General features: G+C 46.0%; 12 protein-coding genes and 1 pseudogene. 9 read left to right on the top strand and 4 right to left on the bottom strand.

Annotation, left to right across the window (positions count from 1 at the left end):
* From X965_RS11565 to X965_RS11535, 7 genes are all read left to right on the top strand, one after another.
* Positions 1 to 251, top strand: a 251-nt coding sequence (locus X965_RS11565; RefSeq protein WP_036418149.1) for an antirestriction protein, incomplete at its 5' end; no start/stop codon positions are given.
* A 14-nt stretch (positions 252 to 265) separates the two neighbouring features.
* Entirely contained in the window at positions 266 to 1,102 is an 837-nt protein-coding gene (locus X965_RS11560) for a DUF932 domain-containing protein (protein ID WP_036418147.1), read from the top strand.
* Positions 1,103 to 1,742: 640 nt separating this feature from the next.
* Positions 1,743 to 2,477 carry an outer membrane protein gene (locus X965_RS11555; protein ID WP_036418145.1) on the top strand — a complete coding sequence of 245 codons (735 nt, stop codon included), beginning with the start codon at positions 1,743 to 1,745 and terminating at the stop codon, positions 2,475 to 2,477.
* Positions 2,478 to 2,571: 94 nt separating this feature from the next.
* Positions 2,572 to 2,892 (top strand): hypothetical protein, encoded by a 321-nt coding sequence (locus tag X965_RS11550; protein ID WP_036418144.1) that lies wholly within the window; start codon positions 2,572 to 2,574, stop codon positions 2,890 to 2,892.
* A gap of 97 nt (positions 2,893 to 2,989) precedes the next feature.
* Positions 2,990 to 3,202 carry a hypothetical protein gene (locus tag X965_RS11545; RefSeq protein WP_230089002.1) on the top strand — a complete coding sequence of 71 codons (213 nt, stop codon included), beginning with the start codon at positions 2,990 to 2,992 and terminating at the stop codon, positions 3,200 to 3,202.
* Positions 3,203 to 3,661: a hypothetical protein gene (locus tag X965_RS11540; RefSeq protein WP_036418140.1), complete on the top strand. Its 459-nt coding sequence runs from the start codon at positions 3,203 to 3,205 to the stop codon at positions 3,659 to 3,661.
* A 735-nt stretch (positions 3,662 to 4,396) separates the two neighbouring features.
* Positions 4,397 to 4,642: a DUF2543 family protein gene (locus X965_RS11535; RefSeq protein ID WP_004234957.1), complete on the top strand. Its 246-nt coding sequence runs from the start codon at positions 4,397 to 4,399 to the stop codon at positions 4,640 to 4,642.
* A gap of 74 nt (positions 4,643 to 4,716) precedes the next feature.
* On the opposite strand, the gene X965_RS11530 is transcribed toward X965_RS11535, so the two are convergent.
* Entirely contained in the window at positions 4,717 to 7,239 is a 2,523-nt protein-coding gene (locus tag X965_RS11530) for an autotransporter outer membrane beta-barrel domain-containing protein (RefSeq protein ID WP_082457284.1), read from the bottom strand.
* Positions 7,240 to 8,300: 1,061 nt separating this feature from the next.
* On the opposite strand from X965_RS11530, the gene X965_RS11525 reads away from it, so the two are divergent.
* Positions 8,301 to 8,639: a helix-turn-helix domain-containing protein gene (locus tag X965_RS11525; RefSeq protein WP_004234954.1), complete on the top strand. Its 339-nt coding sequence runs from the start codon at positions 8,301 to 8,303 to the stop codon at positions 8,637 to 8,639.
* Positions 8,640 to 8,819: 180 nt separating this feature from the next.
* Positions 8,820 to 9,752, top strand: a complete 933-nt coding sequence (locus X965_RS11520; protein ID WP_036418136.1) for a hypothetical protein — start codon at positions 8,820 to 8,822, stop codon at positions 9,750 to 9,752.
* A gap of 57 nt (positions 9,753 to 9,809) precedes the next feature.
* Here the strand turns inward: X965_RS11520 and nikE are convergent, their stop codons facing one another.
* The 3 genes and pseudogenes from nikE to nikC all read right to left on the bottom strand — a co-directional run bounded on the left by nikE (position 9,810) and on the right by nikC (position 12,169).
* Positions 9,810 to 10,619 carry a nickel import ATP-binding protein NikE gene (nikE, locus tag X965_RS11515; RefSeq protein WP_004234949.1) on the bottom strand — a complete coding sequence of 270 codons (810 nt, stop codon included), beginning with the start codon at positions 10,617 to 10,619 and terminating at the stop codon, positions 9,810 to 9,812.
* Positions 10,616 to 11,324, bottom strand: a pseudogene (locus X965_RS11510) (ATP-binding cassette domain-containing protein). The gene nikE and the pseudogene X965_RS11510 overlap by 4 nt, the downstream one beginning before the upstream one ends.
* Positions 11,315 to 12,169, bottom strand: coding sequence for a nickel ABC transporter permease subunit NikC (gene nikC / locus X965_RS11505; protein WP_193756063.1), 855 nt, complete (start codon positions 12,167 to 12,169; stop codon positions 11,315 to 11,317). The pseudogene X965_RS11510 and the gene nikC overlap by 10 nt, the downstream one beginning before the upstream one ends.
* Positions 12,170 to 12,171: the final 2 nt, after the last annotated feature.

The following is a 12,171-nucleotide window of genomic DNA, read 5'->3' as shown; positions in this document are numbered from 1 at the left end:
GCACCTTATCCAATGGTGGCGCGTTTATTTACCCCGACCTAAACAACGAAAAATTGACATTATTTAACCCCCATAACGGCAATGAAGCGGACGTCAGCTGTGAAGCCGCTGGCATTGCTGTCTGTCTTATTCTTTACAGTATTTGGTCATTTAAAACCGAAAGTGACGTGATGTGTGAGCGCTTTTATCAGCTACGTGACTATGCCGCACTGCACGCTGAATCTATTGCTATTTTCCATTTAATTGATTAACCCGGAGTAAAACCATGACTCGATTAGCCTCTCGCTTTAGTTCTGCTAACAGCATTCGCCGTGACCGCCCACTCACTACCGACGAATTATTTCGCACTGTTCCCAGTGTTTTTTCCGGAGAAAAACACGACTCCCGAAGTGACCGATACCGTTATATTCCCACGATTACGTTATTGGATAGCCTTAAAAAAGAAGGCTTCTATCCTTTCTTTGCCTGCCAAACGCGTGTGCGTGATGCCAGTCGCCGAGAACACACCAAGCATCTACTTCGATTACGCCGTCATGACCAAATCACGGGGAGCCAAGTCCCTGAAATTATCTTACTCAATAGCCACGATGGCTCCAGCAGTTATCAGATGCTGCCCGGTTTCTTTCGATACGTATGTGCGAATGGGCTGGTTTGTGGAGACAGCTTTGGGGAAGTCAGAGTGCCCCATAAAGGGGATGTGCTGAATAAAGTGATTGAAGGCGCCTATGCGGTGTTAGAGACCTTCGATGCGATTGCCGATAAACGCGAGCAAATGCAATCCTTACAGTTACCGCATTCAGCACAACACATCTTTGCCCAAGCCGCATTAACGTACCGTTATGGTGAAAAGCATCACCCCATCACCGAGGCCCAAGTGTTACAACCTCGGCGCGTCGAAGATAAGAAAGAGGATTTATGGACAGTCTATCAACGTTTGCAGGAAAATCTAATCAAGGGGGGATTATCCGGTCGTACCGTCAAAGGAAAACGAGCTCGCACGCGCTCTGTAAATGGGATTGATGGCGATATCAAATTGAACAAAGCGTTATGGGTACTCACAGAACAAATGCACACACATTTCTCCGGGCGTCAACGCTTATAGCCTCTGTGCATAATAAGCCATACTTAATCTACGGTGAACACAATGAAATTATCAGAACGGCAAATAAAAACCTTAGGCAATGTTAAACTCAATTACGCTCCACTCTGCAATAAAAGAACGCTGCTGTCATTGGAGAAAAAAGGCTTAATCCACTGGCACCTATCAAACCGTTGGGTTTTAACAGAATTCGGTTTTCACGTATACAACAAAATAAATAAACGTCATGGTTTATAAAGCATTACATCGCCCCCCAATGAACAAATATAATTTCATCGTATTTTGGCATTCAATAATACCCAGTACATTAATCCATTCGATAACGGAGATGATCCTTTACGTGTCATTTATTCCCTTCTTATTTCATCAAATCATTCATTAACGATTTTTCTTATTTAAGCGACAAAACAGCACTTGATCGATTACGCCGATCGATAACCGTTTATTGATAGCCATGATCGATATTACCGATCGTATTTTAATTATTGATAGGTAAAACAGATCAATTAAGTTAAACTATCTCACGCTAAATTATCTTTATGTCAGTGATATTAAGGTGATTGAGTCAAATCTTTCATGCCTTCCACTGACATAACGCGATTCAACCATACTTAATGTGATATTGATTAAAAGGAAATCAATCATGAAAAAAGCGTTTATTGTTTCCGCCCTAATGGGGGGCATTTCATTACCGGCATTCGCTAACACAGATGACAGTAAAACGGGGCTTTATGTTACGGGTAAAATGGGCGCATCCATTGTGCAAATGTCCGGCCAGCAGTTTGTCTACAGCGGCTATGCTGATGCCGGTGATAATGGCACCAAAAATGGGGATAGCCATCGTACGGGGGTATTTGGCGGTGGACTTGCGTTGGGTTATGACTTTTCCAATCAGTTTGATATCCCTGTTCGCGCTGAATTGGAATTTATGGCGCGTGATAAAGCGAGTTCAACCTACAACATCCGCGACCGTGTGCGTAATGGCGTACATCAAACTCGTGATATTAAAAACCAAATCAAACTCAATACGTTAATGGTCAATGGGTATTACGACATTAAAAATAGCTCAAATTTCACGCCGTATATCTCTGTAGGGCTAGGCTATGCGGCCGTGGATTTTAAAACCACCCGCGCTGATGCTTATACCCCAGGGCTCTCTCTGCATGATACTCACACGCATACCGCCAATAACTTTGCCTGGAGTGTCGGTGCGGGGGTGAACTATGCCATCAATGACGATTGGGATATGGGTCTGAGTTATCGCTATTTAGATGCCGGAAAAGCCGACATCACGACAGTGGTGGGCGATGGGGAAAACACCTCAAAAATCAAAGTGAAGGCCAACGATATCCTATTTGGTTTGACTTATCGATTCTAATCTCTGGCATTCAACCTTATAGATTACCCTCAACTTACCTAGCCAACATGCCTTTTTGATGTTGGCTATTTTACATCCTAAAAAAGGTAGCTACATGAACTCATCTTATTTTATAAAATACCTGCTAATTGCTTTTGTCATTAGCGCAATTGTCGTTGTTTATAATTGGATTTCCCCTACCGGTCATATCTACGGTGTTTGGGCAGGGATTAAGTTTTTCGTTGTCATGGGATTAGGCACCGGAGTGGGCATGTTTATCGGTAATGCTATACGACTCGCGATTATGCCTGATTACATCACAACACGCGAAGGTGCGATAGGGCTGATACAAGCCAAGCTCTTTTGGGCTATCGGCCCTCAAGTCATTGGCTGGTTTGTCGGGCTAATCCCTGTGTACTCTTTCTTTTATGGCTGAATATCCAATGAAAAATCTCAACCTATTTCGTTTATATCTGCTCCTTTTGAGCTTATTCCTGATAACCAGTTGTTCAGAGTCACCCAAAGAGGTTTTTATGCATCAATGTGTTAACAACAGTAATGCCTTTAATAAACAGGAGTGTGAATGCGCCTTCACTCTTCTGACTAAAAAATTCCCTGAAGACAAACTCGCCCAATTTATGGCATCAAAAATCAATACGGCACAATCATTAACTGAAGAACAACGCCAATATCTCGGTTATTCCGCCAAAGCGCTTCAATATTGTTCTCAACATCGCAGAGGTTAAATGATGATGAAAAAAATACTATTAGCCTGTGTTCTCATGAGCGGCTCACTAAGTGCATTTGCTATCCCCAATTATTGGTCGGCAACCTTCGCACAAGGCTATATGGAGTACGGTATCAGTAATGATAAACATCTCAGTGTTATTCTTGCCTGTAATATTGCTGCTGATGAGGAATATGATAATGGCGTTTATCTTTATCAAGATGGACATCCTATCGATACAAACAATATCGCCTTTGTTATTGACGATGAAGTCTATTACATTCCGGAGGAAACCAAAACGCGTAGTGAAGGTAATGCCTGGACTCTCTTTACGCAAGCAATAACAAAAGCAAACTCATTTGCAGTATACGCCAATGATAAACCGATTGGTCAGTTTACCCCCAATCCTAAAAACAGGGCAAAAATTTTTGCCGACTTTGAATGTAATGCCGTATTTTATCGCGATATTGCCCACTGATCCCCTTCTATTTTGTTTATCGGCCCATCAAAATTGGGCCATTTTTCATTGATATCAATCATCTCATTCATTATCATTGTAAGAGACCAAATAAACAGGCCTCCATGTGGCTCCCTGCTCTTTTCGATATCATGGTGTATCATTATTTCCTAATAGAAATCGAAATCATATTCTCAAAAAAGAGATCATTTTGGTGCTCGGCAAATACTATTTTAGGGACTGAGGGTACAATTGAGGGTACAAATTAAACCAAATTTAATTAATTATTTTAAATACATGATGTTATGATAAAAAGTCGATTCCGAGTCCGGCACCACTATTCAAAGAACCCGCCTTATGGCGGGTTTTTGCTTTTCAGGCTTCTGTAAAAACAGGTTTCCTGTCCCCGCCGGATACAACCACAATCAACTCTGTGCCCTTCCGGCACAACAGGTGATTTCATTTCGCTGCTTTGCCGCATACCGGTCGGTTAATACAGTTACATTTGTATTAGTGATATCATTTTTAAGGCGCGATTTTCCGGTTTTTTATCTTTCCTCTCATTTATTCCTTTTTTAAATCACAACTTTCAAGAAAAGAAACCTGAGCCGGTAAATACGTGTTGGTCGCCATCCGTTTCCGGAAAGATCATATTATATAACGATGGAGCGCCGGGTAAGGTGCTAAAACGAAGCCGGATCGGCTACAATGGTGTGATACAAACCACTGGTACCGGCATGAACCCCGGAGGAATTTATGGAAAATATAGTACCGGATAAATACTACGATATCGCTGATGAGTACGCGCTGGAATCGGAAGAACCGGTTGAAGAGCAGGAGTATGACGGACTGGCGCACTATTTTCAGTTACTGATCACCTGTCTGACGAACAATGAAGAGATCAGTGAGGAAGCCCAGAAAAAGATGGCAGCTGAAGCCGGTATTAATAAACAGCGTATCGATGATATCGCTGAATTTCTGAACCGCTGGGGTAATGATTAAGTCACTATCAGCGCCGGACACAAAAAAACCGGGATAACAGTATTCCTGTTACCCCGGCCGGATGTTACTGACAGTTAAAAGCGGTATTTCAGACCTAACATACCCTGTGTATCCGAGTAATGATCACTGCCGGCCTGCTGCGCCACGTTAAACCAGATGTCCGCATTGCGGGTCAGTTGTCCTTCAATCCCCACTTTAATTTCACCGATATTGCGGGTGCCGGACTGACCAACGTGATCGTCGTCCATGGACACGCCGGTCATCTTACTGTTATTCAGCCAGTTAATTTCAGCAAACGGCTGGAAGTGACGATCATTGTCTTTATCCTGCAACGCCTGTCCCAGTCCGTACACTCTTACCCCGAGACGGGTCTGAATATTCCCTTCACCGGTCGCCGATACGCGGGTACCGCCCCGCTCTGTATGGGTATCCATTTTCACACCCATATAGGTCACCTGTGCTTTCGGCTGAATAAACCAGCGGTTGGTACTGCCATCACTGCCCTGTGTTTCATTTATAAGGAAACTGTATCCGGCTTCGGCGGAAAGCGTGATACCGTCAGAATTATATTTTTCTTCCGGTAATTCGTCTCCGTTAATCCGGTTTTTAAACCAGTTGTACTGCACCCAGCTGTCAACATACAGACCGCTTTTATCCGCTTCATTCGCGTAGTAAGTACCGTAGATCCCGGCACTGTAACCATCTGCGTCAGATTTGGCTCTGGTCTTTGTCACATGGTTTGTGGTCTTGCCGCTGATGCGGCCGTAACCCGCCATTAACCCGATATGATAGCGGTTAAGATCATTATCAGACCACTGTGCGATATCCCCGCCCAGTTGTACCACATAACGGTTTGTCCCGGTTTTTAACTGTCCGTCGCCGCTTTTCACAGTTGAATGTCCGGCCACATTCCGCAGCCACAGACTGGTAACTTTGCGCTCACCGGTCAGTACATCGGTATATTGGGTTTCACCGAGACGATCATGCAGACGCACATTAAACAGGTTATTTGCCATATACAGGTTATTGATATATCCCCCGGCTTCCGGGCGGACTACCGGTTCCGGTTTTGGCTCCGGTTTTGGCTCTGGTTCTGGTTCTGGTTCCGGTGTCACCGGGCTGTAATCTGATGTCAGATACCAGTTATTCTCATTGCCGTTTTTACCGCGTCCCAGATAATAATCATACGCCCCGGCAACAATCCGCCCGTTCTGAGTGAAAGTACCGTCAGAAATACCGTCAACCGTGATAACTTCAATGCCGTTGAGTATGGTCAGCCCGCCCTGCCCGCCGATATTCACAAAACTGACGGTAGTGGTTCCGGCAGAATTACCTTTGATCAGCAGTTTATCAGTCGGTGAATCATCCCCGTTCAGCACCGTATTCATAATCAGGTGGCCGCCGTTACCGGTGTAATCACCAGCCACGGTCAGTGTTTTCGGTACAAAGGCGTCCGGATCGCTCAGATCATCCGGAGAGTTATAACGGAGTGTCGCACCGGTCAGTGTCAGGTTTGACAGCACTGAATCAGCGGTCATATTCCAGATACTGCTGGCACCGGCAATATCCAGATTAATGGTACCGTTTGTGGTCGTATTCGGCGCGCCTGCCGCATTATATTCCAGTGAGTTGGTACTGCCGGTGAACCGGCTGTTATCCGCCATCTGCAGATCAATAATCCCTTTTGTCTCTGCTTTCATATCGCCGTCAACGGTGAATACACTGCGGATGCTGTCACCGGACAGGCGATCAGAAGAGGATATCTGTGAATCCGCCCCTTTGGCATACAGGGCAAATTTCCGGCCGTCACTGACCACATTAATGGTGGTATCACCGCCGAGATATACCTGACTGCCCGCAGTGACTGTTGCACCACCAACCTTTTTCGATCCGGCTTCGGCATAAATACCGTGTGCCGTCGTGCCTTCGGCGCGGATATTCGTTGAACCCAGTTCGATAATACCGCCTTTGTTGGCATAAACCGCATGCGCAGAGCCGCCGTTTGCCACAATGGTGCTGTTATCGCCGATCACCACACGGGCATCCCCGGTTGCTGCGGAGTTGGTATTCCCGGCGTAAACCGCATATCCGGTGCCTAATTCGCGTCCCAGAAATTCCAGATTACTGCCGGCCTCGTGCGAAATAATGACCGCATTTTTCCCGAGAGTAATCAGGTTTTCGTTGGTGCCGGTGGTTGATGAGTTAGCACGCACCCCCATCCCGAATGCATCAATATAGGCATCGTCACCCACGGTAATCACCGTGCCGTTACTCTCCTTACCGACGTTGAGACCATCAGCGGAAGAGCCGGTGGTTTTGATGGTTAACTTATCAATGTTGATTTTACTGGCACCGTTTTTTGTCACGATACCGTCAGATTTGGCGCCGCTGGTTTCAATATTCAGCTCATTGAAATTATAGGTGCTGCTGTTTCCGTAAACCGCCCAGCCCTGGAGTGGCGAAATTGATGCTTCCGGCGTAGTGTTGATGGTCACACTCGCATAATCGGATAATGCCGTTCCGCCGTGCTCACCGGAATTGTAATAATAAATGGTTGAGGTACAGGTCAGGTGTTTTTTTCCGTCACCGTCTGTCACCGATGTACAGGGATCCGCTATACCGGGAAGTGAATATAATCCCGACCCCAGTATAATAGATACCGGCAATGCGAATCTTTTTACAGATTTATATTTTTTCATAAGGGAAAGCCTCCCGGCGCAAAAATAAAAGCAGGATACAAAAGTAAAAATCAATTAAATAAAATCCATCCGGCTTTATTAATATATAAAGTCAGCAGATAAATATTATTATCAGAAATAATTCAGGTTATATTTACGTCACACATTACGTGTGTTTATCTGTTATTACAACCACGATGATAGATAAGATATTTTTATAATATTGTTGTTAATAAATTGTTATGTTTATTTTTAACTGATATTTCAATGAATTAATATGAAAGATGTAAGTAAACATTACTTAGTAACAAAATCCTCGGAATGTTTATTCTTTATTTATCTATAATTGGATTAACAATAGCATGAAATGCCACTTAATCGCAATTTACACAAAATTTAATGCATTGAAATCAAAACAAACAGAATTTTGTTACAGATGTTTATTTTCTTAACGCGCGACCGCACAAGATTTAACAATTAAATAATACCGCTGCTATCACACTCCCTCTGTGATAAAAACAATACAAACAACTGTAAAGCAAGCAATAATTTAATATTGTCATATTATACTGATGGCGAAATATACTGAAAAACGCCCATTATTACAGACAAAATAACGCATTTTATGCTCACGATTTGCTTAACATGTCTTGTCAGACAATGACACGAAAAGATCGAATAAAAAATTTCAACAAAAAATTTATGTAAAACATGAGAGATTCTTTATATTTTGCGCTGTGTCAAATAAAAGTGATTAAACTACATACCAAATATGTAAATTTATGAAAATAATAAAACATACCAAGATTATATTTGCATCAAAAAATAACATGTGTTATTTAATTTTAATCATTAGATACACAATTCATTTTTTTGAAAAAAACACCAGACATGTTAATAAGACAAAAAAACACAACCGGTAATTATTTACCGGGAATAACAACCATTCCTGTTATGACAGATTTAATCTACGGAGATAAATGGTGCAGAAATATCAATGCATAGATTCAGATTTACTCAATAAAAATATCGGGGAGGTGCTGTACAGATTTCGTAAGCTGAAAAAAATAAGCGGTGAGAAGTTAGGCTTTACACTTGAAATCAGTCAGCAACAGGTTTCCCGCTATGAGCTGGGTAAAGGGAATCTGACGGTCAGCCTGCTGTTCCGGATACTCACAGCACTGGATATCTCACTGATCGTTTTTCTGAATGAACTCAGAAAACAATATGATTCATCAGATACTGTTCATACTTTATTGGACATAGATAATTTATTGTTTTTAAATAAAAATATTAATAAACCCGATTTTTTATTGTAAAAATAACCACACCTTCTGCCCCGGCCATGCCACTGTCACCGGGGCCATGACTCCCCCTCACTAAATAAACTGATTCTGTTATTTTTTAGGAAATACATCCCTGAGAAATAAAAAGATACTGCCCCTCTGCGCAACAAGTTGCACAGAAAACACACCTGCAATAAACACAGAGGAAAAACAATGAATCAGGATCTCAACACACAGGATCTGTCTGCACCGGCAGCCGGTATTGACCCGGTAGTACAGGTCATGGGCGGTAACAGTGATATCGCACTGGATTTGGTGGTAATTATTGATACCAGCGGCTCAATGTCAGATGAGTCCGCCGATCTGAGCCGTGAAATAGACGCAGCGATAGAGAAAGCGGCAGCCCGCTGTCCGTCTCAGCTGCGGGCGACTTTCCTGGGCATTCAGGGTACCTGGACCGGCACAAAGTTTGATCAGACAGTGAGTGATTATCTGATTGGCAAAGGCGCATCCGAGGGAAACTTACAGGCCAGAAAACCATTTACAGAGGCTGATGGCCGTGACCATGCCGGGAATAAGGAGGATTTATGCCGCGCGGTTATTGATGCCAGTAAATATTTTGACTGGCGTCCCGGCGCCCGGCGCGCCATTTTTGTACTGGGTGATGAAGGCATGGAAGGCGGCGGCGGAATACTGACCAGTGCCGCTGTCACGAAAAACAGTGAGGCTATTGGTGTCGCGCAGCTTCACGGCGTCAAAGTTTACACCTATCAGGGAACCCCGGATGACCGCCCGGAAAACCTTGATCGCTTCCCGTCGATTGCGGAAAGAGACAAAGTGACAAAGGAGTATCAGCGGCTGGCAGAGCAGACCGGCGGGCGTTCTTATATCTACACCACCGGTATCGCGAACTTCCTGCTGGTATTACAGGAAATTCTCTGTGACAGCCTGACGCCGCCGGTGATTCCGGATAACGGTCATTCACATGCAGACTGCCGCGATGTGTGTGAACAGCTTTCCTCAATTATTTCCACCGTCAATAAGCTGGCGGATATTATCAATAAAGCCATTGATGCCTGTTGCGGCACAGATGTTCATCATAACAAAGAGACTGCCGCCAAATGCAGTTGCTCCGGTAAAGTATAAACCGTAAATAATGAGTAAAAGCGCCCTGTTAATATCACGGCGCTTTTTTTATTTTTATCAGACGGATACCGTTTTTCGCCGGTGGGAAGACGGGAATGGCGGCAATACTGCATTTTTCAGTGCCAGTGATGCCGGATGGCGCAGTTGCTCAATACACCCCTGCGGCGATGTTTCTGCAATTTTGCCCTCATCCATAACCACCACGCGTGCGGCAAACCGGCTGACCAGCCGCAGATCATGTGTGACAAACAGATACGCAATCCCCTGCGTTTTCTGTAACTGCCCGAGCAGTGTCAGCAGAGATGCCTGCAGATGAATATCCAGGTTTGATACCGCTTCATCCAGGATGATCAGACGCGGATCCGGGGCCAGCGCCCGTGCAATGCAGATGCGCTGTAACTGTCCGCCGCTGATCTGCGACGGCAGTTTGCCGAGTACTGACAGCGGCAGTTCCACCATATCCAGCAGTTCCGCAGTCCGGGCTTTGCGCTGTGTTTCATCCAGTGAGGTCAGCAATTTCAGTGGTTCGGCAATAATCTGCTCCGGGGTAAAACGTGGATCAACCGCCCCCGGCGGATCCTGAAAGACCATCTGGATCTCCGAACGGAACTGCCGCAGCTGTTTTTTATCCAGTTTGCGCACCGGCATTCCGCGGTAAAAAACATCCCCTTTTTCCGGATATTCCAGCCCGCAGATCTGACGTGCCAGCGTGCTTTTTCCGCAGCCGCTGCGTCCGAGCAGGGCAACGGTCTCCCCTTCATTCAGGGTCAGGGAAATGTCATCGAGAATACAGCGCGGCTTTCCCGCTCCCATCAGTGAATGGCTTTGGTAGCTTTTGCTCAGGTGTTCAACAGAGATCAATGTCATGCGGAAAGCTCCAGATCATACAATGAAAGATGTGCAGAAATAAGATTGCGGGTCACCGGTGAGCGCGGCCGGGAAAAAATATCCTCCACCGGGCCGGTTTCAATAATGTTCCCGTCTGACAGCACCGCCACCTGATCGGCAAGACGCGCCACCACACCCATATCATGGGTGATCAGCAAAAGCCCGGTCTGCCGGTCAGATACTATATGATCCAGCAAATCGAGAATTTTCATCTGCACCACCAGATCCAGATCGGTAGTCGGCTCATCAGCAAACAGAAACGGCGCGTCGCTGAGGATCGCAATCGCGATCATCATCCGCTGTAACATGCCGCCGCTCATCTCAAACGGATAGAGCTTCAGGATATGCTCACTGTCCCCCAGTTCCACTTCCGCCAGCACATCGCGGATGCGTTTATCAATATCATGCAGCGGCTGCCGGGTGGCCTTCAGTGTTTCGGTAATATGCTGATGCATGGTCCGCACCGGGTTAAATGCACTGCGCGGGTTCTGCATGATCGACGCCACTTCCCTGCCGCGCAGAGCAGGTCATGGATTTGCCGGAGCCGCTCGCGCCGACCAGCGCCAGCACTTCGCCGCGCCGCAGTGAAAATGACAGATCAGAAATCAGGAAATGGGCATGATTATTATGCAGATACCCCGCCGACAGATGGCTGACCTCCAGTACAGAATGATTTAATGACATGTCCCGGCCCTCAGTGTCGGATCCAGACGATCACGCAGAGCATCCCCGAGGATGTTAAACGCCATCACACTGAAAAATAAAATTAAACCAGGCCAGAAAATCAGCATCGGTGATGTCCGGACAAACTGGCGGGCATCACTGATCATCACGCCCCACTCTGCGGTGGGAGCCGCCACGCCCAGCCCGAGGAATGACAGCCCGGAGACATGCAGCATCATGTGGCCGATATCCAGAGTCGCCAGCACGATCAGCTGGGAAATGGTGGCCGGAAACAGATGCCGGAGAAAGATCCGCACATTCCCGGCGCCGCTCAGACGTGCGGCCAGCAGAAATTCCCGGTGGCGCAGCGAGAGGATGATCCCGCGGACAATCCGCGCATACCATGCCCAGTGTGACAATGCGATCGCGATAATCACGTTTGTCAGCCCGGTACCGAGGATACCGATTAAAAACAGAGCCAGTACCAGTGTCGGGAATGTCAGGAACACATCGGTAAACCGCATGATGATTTGATCCGTCCGTCCGCCGGTAAACCCGGCAATGCCGCCGATCACCAGTCCGAGCGTCATAATAATCACCAGCGTGATAGCGACAGTGCCGAGAGAAATCCGCGCCCCGGCAATCAGACGGGAAAAAATATCACGCCCGAGATGGTCAGTACCAAGCCAGTACTGACTATCCGGTTCCTGAAGCCGGTTTGATAACTCCACCAGATCCGGATCATGCGGGGAGATCCACGGCCCGGCAATCATGGCCAGCACCAGCAGTGCCACCACAAACAGCGCAAACCACAACAAAAGATTGCGGCTCAGTGTCCGCCAGGCGGAAGGGGCTTTCAGTATCATAT

This window comes from Morganella sp. EGD-HP17, assembly GCF_000512315.2.
Classification (GTDB): Bacteria; Pseudomonadota; Gammaproteobacteria; order Enterobacterales; family Enterobacteriaceae; genus Morganella; species Morganella morganii.
The sequence above is the reverse complement of the archived record's forward strand: the minus strand, read 5'-3'. Positions and strand labels throughout refer to the sequence as shown.

What these genes read in the sequence shown, in the direction of transcription:
- X965_RS11560 (WP_036418147.1), top strand. Translation starts at nt 266, where the DNA reads ATGACTCGATTAGCCTCTCGCTTTAGTTCTGCTAACAGCATTCGCCGT.
- X965_RS11555 (WP_036418145.1), top strand. Translation starts at nt 1,743, where the DNA reads ATGAAAAAAGCGTTTATTGTTTCCGCCCTAATGGGGGGCATTTCATTA.
- X965_RS11550 (WP_036418144.1), top strand. Translation starts at nt 2,572, where the DNA reads ATGAACTCATCTTATTTTATAAAATACCTGCTAATTGCTTTTGTCATT.
- X965_RS11545 (WP_230089002.1), top strand. Translation starts at nt 2,990, where the DNA reads ATGCATCAATGTGTTAACAACAGTAATGCCTTTAATAAACAGGAGTGT.
- X965_RS11540 (WP_036418140.1), top strand. Translation starts at nt 3,203, where the DNA reads ATGATGATGAAAAAAATACTATTAGCCTGTGTTCTCATGAGCGGCTCA.
- X965_RS11535 (WP_004234957.1), top strand. Translation starts at nt 4,397, where the DNA reads ATGGAAAATATAGTACCGGATAAATACTACGATATCGCTGATGAGTAC.
- X965_RS11525 (WP_004234954.1), top strand. Translation starts at nt 8,301, where the DNA reads ATGGTGCAGAAATATCAATGCATAGATTCAGATTTACTCAATAAAAAT.
- X965_RS11520 (WP_036418136.1), top strand. Translation starts at nt 8,820, where the DNA reads ATGAATCAGGATCTCAACACACAGGATCTGTCTGCACCGGCAGCCGGT.
- nikE (WP_004234949.1), bottom strand. Translation starts at nt 10,619, where the DNA reads ATGACATTGATCTCTGTTGAACACCTGAGCAAAAGCTACCAAAGCCAT.
- nikC (WP_193756063.1), bottom strand. Translation starts at nt 12,169, where the DNA reads ATGATACTGAAAGCCCCTTCCGCCTGGCGGACACTGAGCCGCAATCTT.